This is a genomic window from Bradyrhizobium sp. SZCCHNS30572, from assembly GCF_032484415.1.
In the GTDB taxonomy this organism is placed as follows: domain Bacteria; phylum Pseudomonadota; class Alphaproteobacteria; order Rhizobiales; family Xanthobacteraceae; genus Bradyrhizobium.
Map to the genome: position 1 here is coordinate 81,567 of NZ_JAUESY010000011.1, position 18,423 is coordinate 99,989.

General features: G+C 65.9%; 15 protein-coding genes. 11 read left to right on the plus strand and 4 right to left on the minus strand.

What is annotated here, in order from left to right:
* Window positions 1-27: 27 nt before the first annotated feature.
* From QX048_RS29395 to glgX, 3 genes are all read left to right on the plus strand, one after another.
* Window positions 28-276, plus strand: a complete 249-nt coding sequence (locus tag QX048_RS29395) for a DUF3551 domain-containing protein (protein ID WP_410052185.1) — start codon at window positions 28-30, stop codon at window positions 274-276.
* A 653-nt stretch (window positions 277-929) separates the two neighbouring features.
* The gene (locus QX048_RS29400) at window positions 930-1,202 is read left to right on the plus strand and encodes a DUF3606 domain-containing protein (protein ID WP_315712707.1); all 273 of its coding nucleotides are present in this window, start codon (window positions 930-932) and stop codon (window positions 1,200-1,202) included.
* Between the two features lie 65 nt (window positions 1,203-1,267).
* The gene (gene glgX, locus QX048_RS29405; RefSeq protein ID WP_315828173.1) at window positions 1,268-3,502 is read left to right on the plus strand and encodes a glycogen debranching protein GlgX; all 2,235 of its coding nucleotides are present in this window, start codon (window positions 1,268-1,270) and stop codon (window positions 3,500-3,502) included.
* A gap of 21 nt (window positions 3,503-3,523) precedes the next feature.
* Here glgX and QX048_RS29410 read toward each other — a convergent pair whose 3' ends face one another.
* Window positions 3,524-4,441 carry a LysR family transcriptional regulator gene (locus tag QX048_RS29410; protein ID WP_315828172.1) on the minus strand — a complete coding sequence of 306 codons (918 nt, stop codon included), beginning with the start codon at window positions 4,439-4,441 and terminating at the stop codon, window positions 3,524-3,526.
* 129 nt (window positions 4,442-4,570) lie between these two features.
* Here QX048_RS29410 and QX048_RS29415 point away from each other — a divergent pair, with 129 nt between their 5' ends.
* From QX048_RS29415 to QX048_RS29435, 5 genes are all read left to right on the plus strand, one after another.
* A complete protein-coding gene (locus QX048_RS29415; RefSeq protein WP_315828171.1) occupies window positions 4,571-5,866 on the plus strand; it encodes a D-galactonate transporter in 1,296 nt (431 codons plus the stop codon).
* A 21-nt stretch (window positions 5,867-5,887) separates the two neighbouring features.
* Window positions 5,888-6,961 (plus strand): tartrate dehydrogenase, encoded by a 1,074-nt coding sequence (locus tag QX048_RS29420; RefSeq protein ID WP_315828170.1) that lies wholly within the window; start codon window positions 5,888-5,890, stop codon window positions 6,959-6,961.
* A gap of 155 nt (window positions 6,962-7,116) precedes the next feature.
* Window positions 7,117-8,535, plus strand: coding sequence for a pyruvate kinase (gene pyk, locus QX048_RS29425; RefSeq protein WP_315828169.1), 1,419 nt, complete (start codon window positions 7,117-7,119; stop codon window positions 8,533-8,535).
* A 192-nt stretch (window positions 8,536-8,727) separates the two neighbouring features.
* Window positions 8,728-9,540, plus strand: a complete 813-nt coding sequence (locus QX048_RS29430; RefSeq protein WP_315828168.1) for a UDP-2,3-diacylglucosamine diphosphatase — start codon at window positions 8,728-8,730, stop codon at window positions 9,538-9,540.
* Between the two features lie 47 nt (window positions 9,541-9,587).
* Window positions 9,588-10,577 carry a threonine/serine dehydratase gene (locus QX048_RS29435; RefSeq protein ID WP_315828167.1) on the plus strand — a complete coding sequence of 330 codons (990 nt, stop codon included), beginning with the start codon at window positions 9,588-9,590 and terminating at the stop codon, window positions 10,575-10,577.
* 10 nt (window positions 10,578-10,587) lie between these two features.
* Here QX048_RS29435 and QX048_RS29440 read toward each other — a convergent pair whose 3' ends face one another.
* Both QX048_RS29440 and QX048_RS29445 read right to left on the minus strand, forming a co-directional pair.
* Window positions 10,588-12,267 (minus strand): caspase family protein, encoded by a 1,680-nt coding sequence (locus QX048_RS29440; RefSeq protein ID WP_315828166.1) that lies wholly within the window; start codon window positions 12,265-12,267, stop codon window positions 10,588-10,590.
* Window positions 12,268-12,472: 205 nt separating this feature from the next.
* Window positions 12,473-14,083, minus strand: a complete 1,611-nt coding sequence (locus QX048_RS29445) for a hypothetical protein (RefSeq protein WP_315828165.1) — start codon at window positions 14,081-14,083, stop codon at window positions 12,473-12,475.
* Window positions 14,084-14,158: 75 nt separating this feature from the next.
* On the opposite strand from QX048_RS29445, the gene QX048_RS29450 reads away from it, so the two are divergent.
* Window positions 14,159-15,346, plus strand: a complete 1,188-nt coding sequence (locus tag QX048_RS29450) for an MFS transporter (protein ID WP_315828164.1) — start codon at window positions 14,159-14,161, stop codon at window positions 15,344-15,346.
* Here the strand turns inward: QX048_RS29450 and dgcA are convergent.
* On the minus strand, window positions 15,328-16,323 hold the full coding sequence (dgcA, locus tag QX048_RS29455; protein WP_315828163.1) for an N-acetyl-D-Glu racemase DgcA: 996 nt from the start codon (window positions 16,321-16,323) through the stop codon (window positions 15,328-15,330). The genes QX048_RS29450 and dgcA overlap by 19 nt on opposite strands.
* A 158-nt stretch (window positions 16,324-16,481) precedes the next feature.
* Here dgcA and QX048_RS29460 point away from each other — a divergent pair, with 158 nt between their 5' ends.
* Together QX048_RS29460 and QX048_RS29465 are read left to right on the plus strand one after the other, a co-directional pair.
* Window positions 16,482-17,615 (plus strand): ABC transporter permease, encoded by a 1,134-nt coding sequence (locus tag QX048_RS29460; protein ID WP_315713623.1) that lies wholly within the window; start codon window positions 16,482-16,484, stop codon window positions 17,613-17,615.
* 6 nt (window positions 17,616-17,621) lie between these two features.
* The gene (locus QX048_RS29465; protein WP_315712692.1) at window positions 17,622-18,392 is read left to right on the plus strand and encodes an ABC transporter ATP-binding protein; all 771 of its coding nucleotides are present in this window, start codon (window positions 17,622-17,624) and stop codon (window positions 18,390-18,392) included.
* Window positions 18,393-18,423 lie beyond the last annotated feature (31 nt).

Sequence of the window (18,423 nt, forward strand, 5' to 3'; positions counted from 1 at the left end):
GTCAGCCTCATGCCATGATGTGTGATGATGCGCGCGCTTCTCCTCATGACTTCGATCATCGTGCTTGCAACCGCTCCAGCCGCAGCTCAACGGTTCGATGGCAATGATCCGGTGTGCCTCCAGACATGGGAATGGGGCGGTTCCAGCACAATCTCGTGCCAGTATCGGTCGTGGGAGGCGTGTAGAGCGGGGGCTGCGGGCCTTTCGGCCATGTGCTTGCCGAACCCCTATGCACAACGCCCGTCTGAGCCAAGCCGCCGTCGGCCTCCCCGGTAGGCGCCGATTGCGATCTGACAACACCCCAAGCTTCAACGGAGCTGGCACGTGCCATCCGATGTTTGCTCGGCTGATTGGATCCGGTCTTCGTTCTGAGAAAAATAAATCGATTGCTATTTTTCAGAATACATGCTTGATTGTCGCCATCCCGTGCTCCTCGAGAGGGGCGCTTCGCGATCGTCACGGAACGTTGGGTGCGGGATGCGGTGGCTGCAGGATGCCGCAGCGTGGGGCGACCCGCGCGGACGAACGGCAGCTTGCGGACGCGAAGTCGCGTGGTCCTGGCGCCCCGATGCTGGCGCCAAGTCGTCGGGCGATGATCCCGAGGGCGACGGTGGCTACCAAGCCGGACACCGGGGAGATCGCGAAGTAAGCGTGAAAACCATCGCGCGGGGAATGCCGGGATGTCTCGGCTGAACCTGTGGTGACTGCCGCCTGCTTTTTTTCTGCAGGCGGGCCATGGGGGCGGCCAGCTCCCGGCATTCCCTGCGCCCTCTGCCTGATCAGGGGGCAACACCGATGACATCACTCGGGCGCATGGCGCCGCGAGAGCAGTGACGCACGTCTTCATGGCGATGCCCAGGGGGGGAGGGAGCCCGTCGCGGGAACCAAATTCCGCAGCCAAGGTTAGCTGGCATGCAGGAGGACTCCCGATGCGCCGTCCGAAGATTCAGCCGTCCCGCAACAAGCTCGACATGACCGATCAGGCCCAGGTCCGCGTGGTGACCAAGCGGCTGAAGATGTCGCCCGGGGAATTGACCGAGATGGTCGAACGCATTGGCAACTCCATCGCAGCCATCACCAAGGAAGTCGCGCAGCAGCGGGCCGCGAAGGCTGCGCCGGAAGGAGCTGTGATCGCCTCGGTGACGGTGACCGAGACCAAGGCGGAAGTCATCGTGCCGGACGAGACGCCAGCGGCAACCTAGCCATCGACGCTGATCATCGAGACCCCCGGCAATCGATCTGGGGACTCGGACGAAGGGGGCAAAGGATGGACCAACGCACCGACCTCGGTGACGCTTTGACGCAGGCGGCGTTCAATCTGCGCAAGACCAGGATCAGCGAAGGCCGTCCGTTTCCTCTCGGCGCCACCTGGGACGGGCTCGGCGTCAACTTTGCGATCTTTTCCGCGCATGCGACCAAGGTCGAGCTGTGTCTGTTCGACGACACCGGCGAGACCGAGCTCGAGCGCATCGAGCTGCCCGAATACACCGACGAGGTCTGGCACGGCTACCTGCCGGCCGCGCGGCCCGGCACGGTGTATGGCTATCGCGTGCACGGACCCTACGAGCCGGACGCCGGTCACAGGTTCAATCCCAACAAGCTCGTGATCGACCCCTATGCCAAGCAGCTCGTCGGCAACCTGCGCTGGGGGCCGGAGCTGTTCGGCTATCGGCTCGATCATGCCGACAAGGATCTGTCGTTCGACGACCGAGACAGTGCGCCCTTGATGCTGAAGTGCCGGGTCATCGATGCCGCCTTCACCTGGGGAGGCTCGCGCAAGCCGGAAATTCCGTGGGAGCGGACGATCTTCTACGAGATGCACGTCAAGGGGTTCACCAAGCTGCATCCAATGGTGCCCGAAGCCGACCGCGGCACCTTCGCCGGTCTCGCGCACCAGGACATTCCGGCCTATCTGCGCTCCCTGGGCATCACCTCGGCCGAGCTATTGCCGATCCACGCCTTCATCGATGACAGCTATCTGGTCGAAAAGGGCCTGCGCAACTACTGGGGCTACAATTCGATCGGATTCTTTGCGCCGGAGCCGCGCTATCTGAAGACGCCGTTCGCGACCGAATTCAAGACCATGGTCAACCAGTTCCACGCCAACGGCATCGAGGTGATCCTCGACGTGGTCTACAACCACACCGCCGAAGGCAACGAGCTCGGGCCGACCTTGTCGTTCAAAGGCATCGACAATGCCAGCTACTACCGGCTGATGCCGGACCAGAAACGCTACTACATCAACGACACCGGCACCGGCAATACGGTGAACCTGTCGCACCAGCGCGTGCTGCAGCTCGTCGCGGACTCGCTGCGCTATTGGGCGACCGAGATGCGGGTGGACGGCTTCCGCTTCGACCTCGCCACCATCCTGGCGCGCGAGCCCTATGGCTTCGACGAGGGCGGCAGCTTCCTGGATGCCTGTCGTCAGGACCCGGTGCTGTCCAGCGTCAAGCTGATCGCAGAGCCCTGGGACATCGGTCCGGGCGGCTATCAGGTCGGCCAGTTTCCGCCGGGCTGGGCGGAGTGGAACGACAAGTTCCGCGACACCGCGCGGGCGTTCTGGAAGGGCGACGGCGGCACGCTCGCCGATTTCGCCAAGCGCATCTCGGGCTCGGGCGACCTGTTCAACAAGCGCGGCCGAAGGCCCTGGGCGAGCGTGAACTTCATCACCGCGCATGACGGCTTCAACCTCAACGACCTCGTCTCCTACAACGACAAGCACAACGAGGCCAACGGCGAGGATAATCGCGACGGCCACAGCAACAACCACTCCTGGAATTGCGGCGTCGAAGGACCGACCGACGACCCCGAGATCACCGCGTTGCGGGAGCGGCAGAAGCGCAATCTCCTCGCCACGATGCTGCTGTCGCACGGCACGCCGATGCTGCTTGCCGGCGACGAGTTCGGCCATACCCAGAACGGCACCAACAACGCCTATGCGCAGGACAATGAGACCACCTGGCTCGACTGGATGGGCATCACGCCGCAGGGGCGGGCGTTGCGCGAATTCACGCGCAAGCTGATCGCCATGCGCAAGGCGTTTCCGATCCTCTATCGCAGCCGCTTCCTGATCGGCTCGCACAATGAGGACCTCGGCGTCAACGACGTGACCTGGCTCGACCCGTCGGGCGAGGAGATGACGACGGAGCAGTGGACCGACGATCACGCGCGTTGCTTCGGCATGCTGCTCGACGGCCGCGCCCAGGAGACCGGCGTCAAGCGGCGTGGCTCGGATGCGACGCTCCTGCTGGTCTACAACGCGCATTTCGACGTCGTGAACTTCACGCTTCCGTCCGTGCCCGAAGGCCACAATTGGCTGGCGCTGCTCGACACCAACCAGCCGGATGCTCAGCCGCAGTCGTTCCCGTTCGGCCACGTCTACGCGGTGACCGGGCGATCGCTGCTGGCCTTCGGCCTGTCGTCGGAGCAGCAGCCGATGCGCGGCCTGCGCCATGGCCTCGGCGCGCTGCTCGACGTCGCGGAGGCGCCGCTGGGGTAGGATGTTCGGCGGATTTTGCGGTCAGGCACCGCGGGCGTATTTCGCAAGCCTCGCGTCGAGCACGCCGAGCATGGCCTCGCGCGCCGGATCGCGCGAGCCGCGCAGCCAGACGGCCGCGAGCGGAAGCCGTCCGGCGGTGCTGCCGCGTGTCATCCGCAGCGGCACGAAGCGGACGCCGGAGACCGCGAGCCGCGAGGTCCAGCGCGGCACGATGGCGATGCCGAGCCGCGCGGCGACGAGATGCACGATGGTCTGCTTCTCATCGGCGAACTGCGCGATAGCCGGCGACAGCCCGGCCTGTGCGAACAGCTTCATGGTGAGGTCGTGGCTGTGCGGCCGCGACCGGCGGTCCGGGACGATCAGCGGCTGGTCGGCGATGTCGGCGAGCGAGACCACAGCACGCGAGGCCAGCCGGTGCCGCTGCGGCAGGGCCACCACGGCGCTCTCGCTGAGCAGCGCGCGGAATTCGAGCCTGATATCGGTGCGCTCGGGCGGCCTGACAAAGGCGAGGTCGAGCGCGCCGGACAGGATCCTGGGCAGCAGCCGGATCGTCTTCTCCTCCGTGAGCTGCACCGCGATGTCGGGATGCCGCTCGCGAAAATCGTGCAGCAATTGCGGCAGCAGCCCGGCGGCCGCGCTGTCGATGGCGCCGACGCGCAGCCGCTGCGCCTTTGTGCTTCGGGTACGGCGGCGGAAGCCGGTTTCGACCGCCTCGACCCGGGCCAGGATCGCCCGGGCATCGCGCAGCAAGGTCGTGCCGTGCTCGGTCAGCGACACCGCGCGCGTCGTGCGGGCGAACAGCGGCGTCGCGAGGTCTTCTTCCAGCAGCTTGATCTGGCGTCCGAGCGCCGAGGGCAGCATCTGCAGCCGCTGCGCCGCCTTGCCGAAATGCAGTTCCTCGGCGGCGGCCACGAAGCAGCGGAGCTGGTGCAATTCCATGGTGGGGTCCTGAAGAGGTGATGGGCCGGATTATATCATTTTTTTGTATAATGATGCGAGCATTGAAGCCGGCTTGGCTCGACGCCTACGCTTGTCAGATCAACGACAAGACGGGACAGGGAGGTGACGATGGCCGGAGAGCTGGAAACGCGCGTGCTGCGCAGGATCACGTTGCGCATCGTGCCCTTCATCATGCTGCTCTATTTCGTAGCCTTCATCGACCGCGTCAACGTCGGCTTCGCAGCGCTGACCATGAACAAGGACATCGGGCTGTCAGCCTCGGCCTATGGGTTCGGCGCCGGCATCTTCTTTTGGGGCTATTTCCTGTTCGAGGTCCCCTCCAACCTCGCGCTGGACAAGTTCGGCGCGCGCATCTGGATCGCGCGGGTCATGATCACCTGGGGCCTCGTCTCCGGCGCGATGGCGTTCGTGCAAGGACCGACGAGCTTCTATGTGCTGCGCTTCCTGCTTGGTGCTGCGGAAGCAGGCTTCTTCCCCGGCATCATCCTCTATCTCTCCTACTGGTTCCCGGCGCGCCAGCGCGCAGCCGTCACCGCGCTGTTCATGGCCGCCGCGCCGCTCTCCACGGTTCTCGGCTCTCCGGTTTCCGGCGCGCTGCTGGAGATGGACGGCATTCTCGGCTTCAAGGGCTGGCAGTGGCTGTTCCTGATCGAGGCGCTGCCGGCGGTGCTGCTCGGCTTCGTCGTGCTCGCCTACATGACCGATCGTCCGGAGCAGGCGCGCTGGCTCGCCGACGACGAGCGCGACTGGCTGGTGCGCACGATGAATGCCGAGCTGGCGAGCAAGGCCGCCACCGCGAGCCACAGCATCTGGCGCGGGCTGGCCGACATCCGCGTGCTGGCGCTCGCGCTGGTCTATTTCGGCACCTCGGCCGGCCTCTACACGCTCGGCGTCTGGGCGCCGCAGATCATCAAGCAGTTCGGACTGTCGTCCTTCACCGTCGGCTTCCTCAACGCGGTGCCACCGACCGTGGCCGTGGTCGTCATGATCCTGTGGGCGCGCCATTCCGACCGTACCGCCGAGCGCACCTGGCACGTCGTGCTGGCCTGCGTGGCCGCAGCCGTCGGGCTCTGGTTGGCCGGGCTGTCGACCAGTGTCGCCGCCGTCCTCGCTGCGCTCACGCTCGTCAATGTCGGCATCTCCTCCTCGAAGCCGCCGCTGTGGAGCATGCCGACCATGTTCCTGTCCGGCTCGGCCGCCGCGGCGGGCATCGCAACCATCAACTCGATCGGCAATCTCGGCGGATTCGTCGGTCCCGCGATGATCGGCTGGATCAAGGACCAGACCGGCAGCTTCAATGGCGGGCTCTATTTTGTCGCCGGCCTGCTGGTGGTATCGGCGGTGCTGACCCTGTTGCTGTCACGTTCACAAAGTGCGAAGGCCCAAGCAGCCACGCCGTCCTGACCTCATCAACGGAGCTCTTTCATGCGCACCCATTCCATCGCCGCCATTCCCGCCGACGGCATCGGCCCCGAGGTCATCTCCGAAGGCGTCCGCGTGCTCGAGGCACTCGCCAAGCGCGCGGGCGACATCAGCTTCAACGTCAAGACCTTCGACTGGGGCTCGGACTACTACAAGAAGCACGGCGTGATGATGCCGGCCGACGGACTCGCGGAGCTGAAAAAGTTCGACGCGATCTATTTCGGCGCGGTCGGCGCTCCCGACGTGCCCGACCACATCACGCTGTGGGGCCTGCGGCTGCCTATCTGCCAGGGATTTGATCAGTACGCCAACGTCCGTCCGACCAAGATCCTGCCCGGTGTGGCCTCGCCCTTGCGCAATGTCGCCGTCGGCGATCTCGACTGGGTGATCGTGCGCGAGAATTCCGAGGGCGAATATGCCGGCATGGGCGGCCGGGCGCATCGCGGCCTGCCGGAGGAGGTCGGCACCGAGGTCGCGGTCTTCACCCGCGTCGGCGTCACCCGCATCATGCGCTACGCGTTCAAGCTGGCGCAGTCGCGCCCGCGCAAGTTCCTCACCGTCGTCACCAAGTCGAATGCGCAGCGCCATGGCATGGTGATGTGGGACGAGATCGCCGCCGAGGTGGCGCGGGAATTCCCCGACGTGACCTGGGACAAGATGCTGGTCGATGCGATGACCGTGCGCATGACGCTGCAGCCGAAGAGCCTCGACACCATCGTGGCGACCAATTTGCATGCCGACATCCTGTCCGATCTCGCCGGCGCGCTGGCCGGCAGCCTCGGCGTGGCGCCGACCGGCAACATCGATCCGGAGCGGCGCTTCCCGTCGATGTTCGAGCCGATCCATGGTTCGGCGTTCGATATCACCGGCAAGGGCATCGCCAACCCGGTCGCGACGTTCTGGACCGGCGCGCAAATGCTCGAGCATCTCGGCGAGACGGACGCGGCCGCGCGGCTGATGGCTGCGGTCGAGAAAGTCTGTGCAGCCGGCATCCTGACCCCCGATGTTGGCGGCACGGCGACGACCAAGCAGGTGACCGACGCCGTCATCGACGCGATCCACGGCTCCAACGCCTGAGGCGTGCTGTTCTCTTGCACAATTCTGGCGTGTTCCGTGTCGCGCTTGCAATGGACGCTGCGGGGCGTATATCAGCGCTTCCGCTGCGTCCGCGCATGCCAATCACATGCGTGTCATAGAGACGCGAGACACGGCTTAAGGAGAAAGGACACATCATGCGTCGTCACCGTCGAGCCAAGATCGTCGCGACTGTCGGTCCCGCGAGCAATTCTCCGGAGATGCTGAAAGCGCTGTTCCTCGCCGGTGTGGACACCTTTCGTCTCAACTTGAGCCACGGCACCCAGGCCGATCACGCCAAGGTCCATGCCGCGGTCCGCGCCCTCGAGAAGGAAGTGCAGCGGCCGATCGGCATCTTGATGGATCTGCAGGGTCCTAAGATTCGCGTCGGCACGCTGCGCGACAAGAAGATCCAGGTCGAAGCCGGCGAGACGATTCGATTTGTTCTCAACGGCACCGAGGGCGACAAGACATCGATTCCGTTGCCGCATCCGGAAATCTTTGCGGCAGTCTCGCCCGGTCACGATCTTCTGATCGATGACGGCCGCGTGCGCGTCCGCGTCACCGGCCTCGGCGACGACTGGATCGAGGCCAAGGTGATCGTCAGCGGCGCGATCTCCAATCACAAGGGCGTCAATCTGCCCGGCACCATTCTGGAGCTATCGCCGCTGACGGCCAAGGACCGTTCTGATCTTGCCTTTGGGCTCGACCTCGGCGTCGACTGGGTGGCGCTGTCGTTCGTGCAGAAGCCGTCCGACGTGCTGGAGGCGAGGGGCCTGATCAATGGCCGCGCCGGCATCATGTCCAAGATCGAGAAACCGGCGGCGCTGGAGCGGATCGACGACATCATCCAGCTCTCTGACGCGATCATGGTTGCGCGCGGCGATCTCGGCGTCGAGATTCCCAACGAGGACGTGCCGGGCAAGCAGAAGGAGCTGGTGCGCGCCTGCCGGCTCGCGGTGAAGCCGGTGATCGTCGCGACGCAGATGCTGGATTCGATGGTCGCGACGCCGACGCCGACGCGCGCCGAGGTCTCCGACGTCGCGACCGCGATCTATGACGGCGCCGACGCGGTGATGCTGTCGGCGGAATCGGCCAGCGGGCAATATCCGCGCGAGGCGGTGGCGATGATGGACAGCATCATCAAGGCCACCGAAGGCCACAAGATGTACCGCTCGATCGTCGAGGCGACGCAGCCGGGCGAGGAGCAGACGCCGCCGCATGCGGTGGCGACCGCGGCGGCCGATCTCGCCTCGGCGATCCACGCCAAGGCGATCGTGGCCTATACGTCGAGCGGCACCTCGGCCTCGCGCGTTGCGCGCAAGCGGCCGAGCCTGCCGATTCTGGCGATCACGCCGAATGAGGACACCTCGCGGCGGATGTGCCTGCTGTGGGGCGCGCACAGCGTGCTGTCGCAGGACGTGCAGAGCTACGAGGAGATGGTCGAGCGCGCGACCTTCTTCGCCGTGCAGGAGGAGTTCGCTGAAGCCGGCGACCTGCTCGTCGTCGTCGCCGGCATTCCGTTCGCGCAGACCGGCACCACCAACAATCTGCGCGTCGTCACCGTGCCGAGATAGGAGGCTGATTTTCCCTGTTCGCGCTGCCCGCCTGTCGCCTGATTGTCGCACCCCGCTGGTATCGCGGGGCAGTGACGAGGGACATCGCGAGTCGTCAAACGAGCGGTGTCCGGTCGCGGTCCGGCAGGATGGGTTCTGCCGGTGCGGCGTTTCGTCATCGCGGTGTCATCAGGGACTGTTAGGTGGGCGCGCATGGGACTTGAGACTGCTGGTGAAGAAAGCCCGGCTCGGCGCTTTCGGACGTTGTTCATCTCGGACGTTCATCTCGGAGCCCGCGGCTCGCAGGCCAATCTCCTTGTCGATTTCCTGCGTCACCATGATGCCGACACGATCTATCTGGTCGGCGACATCATCGACGGCTGGGCGCTCAAATCGAGCTGGCATTGGCCGCAGTCGCATAACGACCTGGTGCAGAAGATGCTGCGCAAGGCCCGCAAGGGCGCCAAGATCGTCTATGTCCCCGGCAATCACGACGAGTTCCTGCGCGGCTATTACGGCACGCATTTCGGCGGCATCGACGTCGTCGAGAACATCTTGCACACCGGCACCGACGGCAAACGCTATCTGGTGATCCACGGCGACATCTTCGATCTGGTCGTGCAGAATGCGCGCTGGCTCGCCCATCTCGGCGACAAGGCCTATGACTTCGCCATCCAGATGAACCGTCTGGTCAACTTCTTCCGTCGCATGTTCGGCGTTCCCTATTGGTCGCTGTCGCAATGGGCCAAGCAGAAGGTCAAGAACGCCGTCAACTACATCGGCGCGTTCGAGACGGCGCTGGCCTCGGAGGCGCGGCGGCATGGCGCTGATGGCGTGATCTGCGGCCACATCCATTGCGCCGTCATCCGCGACCAGGACGGCATTCGCTACATGAATTGCGGCGACTGGGTCGAGAGCTGCACGGCGCTGGTCGAGCACGAGGACGGCCGTTTCGAGATCCTGACCTGGACCGATCCGCAGCGGCAACCCGCGCCGGTTCCGCAGCTGGCCGCCCGCGCCGCCTGACACCGGTTCCCTTGCCTCTCGGCAATCGGGCGCGGTAAAATAGGGGTATGACAGCTCATTCCCCGATCCTGCCCGTGACCGCCGCCGACATCGAGGCGGCGGCACGCGTCCTCGCGCCCGTGGCCGTGCGGACTCCGCTGCTGCCGGCTCCCGTGCTCAACGAGCGGTTCAAAGCGAACGTCTTCGTGAAGCCGGAGGTGCTGCAGCGGACCGGCTCGTTCAAGTTCCGCGGCGCCTACAACAAGCTGGCGTCGATCCCGGAAGCAGCGCGCGGCAACGGCGTCGTCGCATTCTCCTCCGGCAATCATGCGCAGGGCGTCGCCCATGCCGCCACATTGCTGGGCATGGACGCCACGATTGTGATGCCCTCGGATGCGCCGGCGGCCAAGCGCGAGCGCACCAAGGCGTTCGGTGCCGACGTCGTGCTCTATGATCGCGATCGCGAGGACCGCGAAGCGATCGCGCGCGATATCGCAGCAAAGCGCGGCTCGACGGTGGTGCCGCCCTATGACGATCCCTACGTCATCGCAGGGCAGGGCACCGTCGGTCGTGAAATCGCCGAAGATCTCGCGGCGCTCGGCCTGTCGCCGGATCTGGTGATCGTCCCGGCTTCGGGCGGTGGACTGCTTGCCGGCGTCTCGACCGCGGTCAAGGCGCGCTTTCCCAACACCCGGATGGTCGTGGCCGAGCCAAAGGGTTTTGACGACCATGCGCGCTCGCTACGGGCCGGCCACCGCGAGGCGCACGACGCAAAGGGCCGGACCATCTGTGACGCGCTGATGGCGGCGATTCCAGGCGAGATCACCTTCGCCATCAACAGCCAACTGCTGTCGGCCGCGGTCGAGGCTTCGGATGAGGAGGTGGGGCGCGCGGTCGGCTTTGCCTTCCGGGAGCTGAAGCTCGTGGTCGAGCCCGGCGGTTCGGTCGGGCTTGCAGCATTGCTGGCCGGCCGGCTGGATGTGGCGGGCAAGACGGTGGTGATCGTTTTGTCCGGCGGCAATGTCGATGCTGAGCTCTACGCCAGGCTGATCGCCTGACGATCAAGCCTCAGTGAAAGCTGAGGCCGCCTTTTGCAAATCCCCCGCCGCCCATCCGCAGTCCGGACTGCGCGACGTGCGGCGTGCTCCGCGCCGGGCCGCCCTGCATCCCGCCTTGGCCACGCGCCATCGACGGATGCGACGCGTTGATGTTCGGCTTGAACGGTCCGGAATTGCCGGGGAAGGGACGCCGCACTTCGCGGGCGTCGAATGGCCGCCCAGGACTGCGCTTCAGTGGATCGCGCTGGATTTTCGTAGCCACAGGCGGATTTGTCGGCGGCACGATCCTGTCGCGCAACTTGGTCTGAGCGATAGGCCCGGGATCGACGACCTTGTTGGGACCCGCGTTGTTGATGGCATTGCCTTTCGTGACCACCGTTGGCGGCAGCGGTCCGTGCGGCACGGTGGCGGCCGGCAGCGTCGGTTGCGGGGCTGGATGGCTCTGGATCTGCGGACCGGGATTGAACGGTCGCGCGATCGGTGCCAGTTGCGGTGGCATCATGAGACGGCTCGGTTGCAGCACGGGGATGGGCCGAGGCTGTCCCTGCAGCCGCAGTGCGACCGGCGCATATGGGCTGTCGGCATAGGATTCACGGAAGCTCTGATAGGCGGCCGGCGAATTCGCCAGCACGGCCTGGTGCCAGGCCGTGGCCTGCACGAGGCCGGCGAGCAGTGCGCGGATGCGGTCGGCGAGCGGATCGCGCGGATACAGCTCGATGAACTCGCGATAATATTGCGGACGGTTCTCCGACAGCACGTAGTCATAGGCCTGCCGCACGGACCGGCTGGGCAGGTTGGCCGCCATCTGGATCACCGGCGCGTTCTCGGCAGGGCGCGCCGCCGCGACCAGCGTATCCCCGAAGAAGGTGAAATCACTGGTCAACGAGGAGCTTTCCCATGGCGTCTGTCGTCCGTCGGTGCTCTGGTTCACCTGTAGGCGAATGCGCTTGAACAATTGCTCGATCGGCAGGTTCGGCTGCCGCGCCAGGTTCAGGAACGCCTGCGCGTACGGGCTGTGCTCGCCACGCCCGTCGAGCGCCTCCGCGCCAGGCGAGGTCGAGTATCCGAGGATCGAACCGTTCGGCGCGTCGACGATGGCAAGTCCGCGTCCGGCATCGTTGATGGCAGGGAATGGATTGTTGCGGCAGGCGTCCAGCACGACGATCCGCATCCGGCTCGGGATGGCGTCGAGCGTTGCCATCAGGTCCACCAGACGGATGGTCCCCGTCGTCAGGTCGGAGGGCGCTGAGATACGGGCATCGATCGGGATCAGATAGTTCTCGCCCGCGAGCTGAACCCCGTGGCCGGCGTAGTAGACCATTGCCACGGTGTTCGGGCCGTGTGCTGCCACCCGGCTCGAGAAATCCTCGACGACCTTGAGCATCTCGTTCTGCGTCAGGTCGGTCGCCGTGATCACCTCGAAGCCGGCTGAGTTCAACAGCTTGGCAACAGCATGGGCGTCGTTGTCCGGGTTCTCCAGCGGCGGCGCGTTCTGATAGCTCGCATTGCCGATCACGAGCGCGACGCGTGGCTCGGCTCCTTGAGGGATCGCGGCGGGCGTGTTGCTCTCTTTTGCCGGTGAGGGAGCTGCCAGCGCGCGCGGTGGTGTGTGAAGGATGTCGAGCTCACTGCCGGCGGCGAACGCCGAGTCCGGGCCGACCCAGGCCATCAGGCCCAGCAGCGCGGACATGAGCAGGGATTTCCAGGCGGATGTTACAGCGCGAAATTTTGGAACGGACACGGCGTTCTCCTCGAGCATGCGCAAAGCGAATGGCTTGAGGATCAGGCTACGCAGGTCGCGCAACAGCGTAAGTGATCCGCGTCACCCATTAATGCGGCACCTTTCGGTGCTCAGCGATCGAGGTTCAACAGGAGGCGGCCGAGATGCACTCGCCCTACGAGAAGAATGCGATCTTCTCAGGCTGGGTCATGCGACGGATCGGCGCCAACGAGTCGTTGGCGGGTGCCTGCGGCCGCTGCAGAAGGCCGTTCGACAGCAGCGTCGATCCCAGCGACGGCTCGTAGGCAGGCTTGGGCATCGCGGACGCGCTGGTGCTGTGAGCCGCGGCGGCGGTCGGGCGGACCTGCTGGATCGGCGCAACGTCGGCCTTCGGGGCCGCTGCGGGAGATTGAGCTGCGACCGCAGCCGCCACGGCGGCCAGGGTCTCGATGGTGATCGCCTCCGGAAGCGGTGGCGATACGGGCACGCTGGGGACCGGCGCCGGGGCTGCAGGCGAGGCCATGCGCGGGGCCGCCGCGGGCGGGGCCGGCATCGGAGGGGAAGACATCGGCGGAGCCGACATCGTGGGCGCAGCGGGAGCCGGCGCCGCGCTGGCAACCGGGGCTTCTGCCGTGGTCAGCACGAGATCCGGCTCCGACGGCGCTGTCTCGCTGAAGCTCGCGACGATGTCGTCGTCGACCGAGGTCGGCTCCTCAATGTCGAAGCCGAGCGTCCTGGCCCGGCTGAACTCCTCATCGTCGATCGGATCGGGGGCACCCATCTCCGCCGCGACCAATTCCAGGATGGCTTCGTCGTGGGCTTCTGCGGCGACGGCGTCATCCAGGGCCGCCGCGGCGTGCTGCTCGATCTCGAGCAGGGCTTCGTCCACCGACGGCTCGGTCGCAGCTTCCGGGGGCTGCACCACCGCCGAAGCGGCGGTGTCGACCATCCTGGCCTCAACCGCTGCAGCCGCCATGATCACAGCATCAGCGCCGGAGGATGTCTCGACCGATTCGATCGCGGCCACTGCGGCAACGAGCGGAATGGTCATCTCAAGCCCGGCTTGGGCCGCCTCCATCTGTTCCGGCACGGGCTGCGGCTCCGGAGCCACCTGTGGCTCAGCCGAGACCGTCGCCGCCGCAGTCGGACCCGATGCGACATCGGGTGTCGGCGGGGCCGCAGCTTCGGTCGCCGGTTCGATCTCGTCAGCCGCGGGCGGAATGCTTGCTTTCTCCGCGTCGAACTCCTTCAGCCGCGTCTTGATGATCTCGAAGGCCGCAAGCAGCGCGACCTTGGGGTCGGCGCACGCAAGCTGGTCGCAGGCGGCCTCGATCGACGTGACCTGTGAATCGATCAGGTCGCAGATCCGCGAGTCCGCACCGATCTCGCGCCAGCGCCAGGAAATTTCCTTGATGATTCGGATGCCCTTGCGCACCGGCGCCAGGTTCTGCTCGAGGGCCATGCTGTCGACCGCAGTGGCGGCGGCGAGTGCGGCGTCTTCGACCGTGGCGCGGATCGCGGCCAGCGCTTCGGGCAGTGCCTTGCTGTCGGCCTGCTCGAACTCCTGCTGCTGCTGACGCTGTGAGGCCAGCGCATGCTCGATGCGGGCCACCGCGTCGAGCACCATGCTGGTGTCGGCATTGCGGTTGCGCTTGGCGTATTCGCCAAGGAACCAGCGGCCTCGGGACGTCTCCATGAAGGCGTCGCGGATCGCCTCGTAATCGGCCTCGTTCGGCTGAGCCGCACGGGCGGATATCGGCGAGAGGGCGAAGACTTCATCGACCATGGCAAACCTATCGCGCACATTGCTGCGCGTTGGCATAACGATCACCATGATATTGATCGAATCGCAATTGAATTGATGCCACTGTCCCGACAAATCTCCACCATATCGCCGGTATTGTCGCGCCGATTCGCGGACAGGTTGGGGCTGTTCTATGGCGCTGTGTTCGTGCTCTCGGGCACGCATCTGCCGTTCTTTCCCGTATGGCTACGGGCGATCGGCCTGGATGCCGCATGGATTGGGGTCATCGTTGCGGTTCCCGCCGTAACCCGCTTCACCGTCCTGCCGCTGATCACCGCGGTTGCCGAGCGCCGGCAGGCCCTGCGCGCCGCGATGCGGCTGACCACCTTCGCAACGGCATCGGGCTTTGTGGCTCTTGCCTTCCAGCGCGAACCCTGGCTGGTATTCCTGGTCTACGTGGCAACCTGCTGTCTCTGGACACCCGTTGTCCCGCTGACGGACGCTTATGCGCTCCGTGGCGTGATGAGCTATGGCCTGAACTACGGTCGCCTGCGGCTGTGGGGATCGGCCGCATTCATCGCCGGAACGCTGCTGTGCGGCGGGCTGGTCGACTTCGCGCCGTCGTCCGAGCTGATCTGGATCATCGTCTCGGTCGCGCTGTGCGGTGCGGCAAGCAGCCTGCTGCTGCAGGCGCTGCCGCCGCTGCCGCATGGCGCCGGCCTGGCCCGGGACGGGCGCAGTCTGCTGGGCAATCCGAGCTTCCTCTGCATCATCGCCGCTTCGGCGCTGATCCAGGCAAGCCATGCGGCCTACTACACGTTCTCCGCCATCGAGTGGAAGGCGCAGGGCTTCAGCGGGCTGACCATCGCTTGGCTCTGGACCATGGGCGTGCTGGCCGAGATCGTCGTGTTCGCCCTGTCGCCCCGGTTCACGCTGGCGCCCGCGAGCCTGGTCATGATCGGCGCGATGGCGGCCGTGCTGCGCTGGAGCCTCACGGCCCAGGAGCCCCATGCGGGTGGGCTCGCCGCGGTCCAGATCAGTCACGGCTTCACCTTCGGGCTGACCCTGGTTGGAACCATGGGGCTGTTGGTCCGCCAAGTGCCGGCGCAGCTGACGGCGCGCGGGCAGGGCTATTATGCGGCTGCGAGCGGAGTGGTCGGCTCGGCGGCATCGGCCCTCTCTGGGCCGGTCTATGCGGCCTATGGACCCGGTGTCTACTACGTGATGGCCGCGATGGCCGGAGCGGGCGGCGTCCTGATGTGGATCGCGCACCGAAGCCTGTCGTTTCAGCCCCACAACGCCTGATCGGGCGGATAGACCAGGCTGTCCTCGTAGTGCAGGCCATGCTCGCAATCCTCGGCGAGCAGCAGCGGACCGTCCAGATCGACGAAACGGGCGAAAGGCGTCAGCAGCATGGCCGGTGCCATCGACAGCGATGTCGCCACCATGCAGCCGACCATGATGTCGAAGCCGAGAGCGCGCGCGGCTTCGGCCATGGCAAGCGCCTCGGTGAGTCCTCCGGTCTTGTCGAGCTTGATGTTGACGGCGTCATAGCGTCCGCGCAGCGCTTCGAGCGAGTCGCGGTCATGCACGCTCTCGTCGGCGCAGACGGTGAGCGGGCGCGCGATCTTTCCGAGCGCTTCGTCTTTCCCTGCGGGCAGCGGCTGCTCGACCAGCGTGACGCCGGCGGTGGCGCAGGCTGCGAGATTGGATTCCAAATTCGCTTCGGTCCAGGCCTCGTTGGCGTCGACGATCAGTTGTGACTGCGGCGCCGCCGCTCGCACGGCTGCAATCCGCGCAGGATCGCCGTCGCCGCCGAGCTTGATCTTGAGCAGCGGGCGATGCGCGGCCTTGGCCGCAGCTTTGGCCATCACATCGGGGCTCCCGAGCGAAATCGTGTAGGCCGTGACGCACGGTGCCGGTGCGCGACGTCCGAGCAGGTCCCAGATGCGCCGGCCGCTCCGCTTGGCTTCGAGGTCGAGCAGCGCGCAGTCGAGCGCATTGCGCGCCGCGCCCGGCGGCATCGCCGTCTGCAGGGCGGCGCGGTCGAGACCAGAGGCGAGCGCATCGCGCATCCCGAGCAGGGCGCTCAGCGCCGCATCGGGCGTTTCGCCATAACGCGGATAGGGCACGCATTCGCCGCGGCCAACCATCGTCCCGTGTCGCAGCTCCGCGATCACTGTCACGGCTTCGGTCTTGGCGCCGCGGCTGATCGTGAAGCTGCCGGCGATCGGCCAGTGGCCGATCCGGGCGTCCAGTATTGGAAAACCGTTGGAAGTCATTTGAAAGTCTGGCGCTTTGTGAACCGGAATGAGGCGCTTGGGACTTGCGCGATCTGACCGACTATGGCTGTTGATAGTGGTCTCCGGCAAGGTGGTAGCGACGCGGTGGGATTTTTCTCGTCAAGGAGCGGACGTCCAAGGCTCCGAGGATGGCCGTCGTGAAGGGCGGCCCTGATTTGCAGCGCAGTGGCGATGGCAACGCGCTGTCGCTGCGCGCGACCGGCGCCTGGACTGCGCCCTTTGCGCCGTCGCTCGAACGGCTCGTCGCCGATGCCGAAAAGCTCGCCGGCAAGAAGATCGATGTCTCCATCGACGTCTCCCAAGTCTCCAAGCTCGACACGTTCGGTGCCTGGCTGATCGAGCGGCTGCGCCGCAGCTTCACGACCGGAACCGTCGAGGTCCGGATCGATGGGCTCTCTGCGAACTACGCCAGCCTGGTCGACGAGGTTCGACGCGTCAGCACCGCGCCCAATGGCGACGCGACGATGGTGACCATCACCGGCATGCTCGGCCAGATCGGTCTCAGTGTCGCCGGCATCTTCGGCACGATCGCCGCGCTGATCGACATGCTCGGCGCCGTGATCGTCGCCAGCGGCCGGGTCCTCATTCATCCCCGCAGCTTCCGATTGACCTCGACCATCCATCATCTCGAGCAGGTGTGCTGGCGCGCGGTGCCGATCATCGTGCTGATCACCTTCCTGATCGGCTGCATCATCGCTCAGCAGGGCATCTTCCATTTCCGAAGGTTCGGCGCCGACATCTTCGTCGTCGACATGCTCGGCGTGCTGGTGCTGCGCGAGATCGGCGTGCTGCTGGTGGCGATCATGATCGCGGGCCGGTCGGGTAGCGCCTACACGGCCGAGCTCGGCTCGATGAAGATGCGCGAGGAGATCGACGCGCTGCGCACGATGGGCTTCGATCCGATCGAGGTCCTGATCCTGCCGCGCATGCTCGCGCTGGTGATCGCACTGCCGATCCTGGCCTTCCTCGGCGACATCGCCGCGCTCTATGGCGGTGGGCTGGTGGCCTGGTTCTATGGCGGCGTCGATCCCGAAGCCTTCCTGCTGCGCCTGCGCGATGCGATCTCGATCGATCATTTCAAGGTCGGGCTGCTCAAGGCGCCGGTGATGGCGGCGGTGATCGGGATCGTCGCCTGCGTCGAAGGACTGGCAGTGCAGGGCAGTGCCGAGTCGCTGGGGCGCCACACCACTTCGTCGGTGGTGAAGGGCATCTTCTTCGTCATCGTGATGGACGGCGTGTTCGCGATCTTCTTCGCCGCGGTCGGGATGTGAACTGAGATGATGCAGGAGGTCTCCGATCCGATCATCCGCGTGCGTGACGTCACCGTACAGTTCGGCAAGACGCGCGTGCTCGACGGGCTCGACCTCGACGTCAAGCGCGGCGAGATCCTGGGCTTCGTCGGTCCATCCGGCGCCGGCAAGTCGGTGCTGACGCGCACCATCATCGGCCTCGTGCCGAAGCTGTCGGGCAACATCGAGGTGTTCGGCGTCGATCTCGACGCCGCCGATCGTGCCGGCCGCCGCGCCGTCGAGCGGCGCTGGGGCGTGCTGTTCCAGCAGGGCGCGTTGTTCTCCTCGCTCACCGTGCGGCAGAACATCCAGTTCCCGGTCCGGGAGTATCTCAAGGTCTCGCAGCGTCTGCTCGACGAGATCATGATCGCAAAGCTGGTGATGGTCGGATTGCGGCCCGATGTTGCTGATCGTTTCCCGAGCGAGCTGTCGGGGGGCATGATCAAGCGCGTGGCGCTGGCACGCGCGCTCGCGCTCGATCCGGAGCTGGTGTTCCTCGACGAGCCGACCTCGGGGCTCGACCCGATCGGCGCCGGCGATTTCGACGAGCTCGTCCGGACCCTGCAGCGCACTTTGGGACTGACGGTTTTCATGGTAACCCATGATCTCGACAGCCTGTATACGGCGTGCGACCGCATCGCCGTGCTGGGCGACGGCAAGATTATCGCCGCGGGATCGATGGCCGACATGCAGGCCTCGGAACATCCGTGGCTCCGACAGTATTTCCACGGCAAGCGTGCCCGAGCCGTGATGGGGTAGCGCGACGCGCCCCAGGGACGATTTTTGTGAG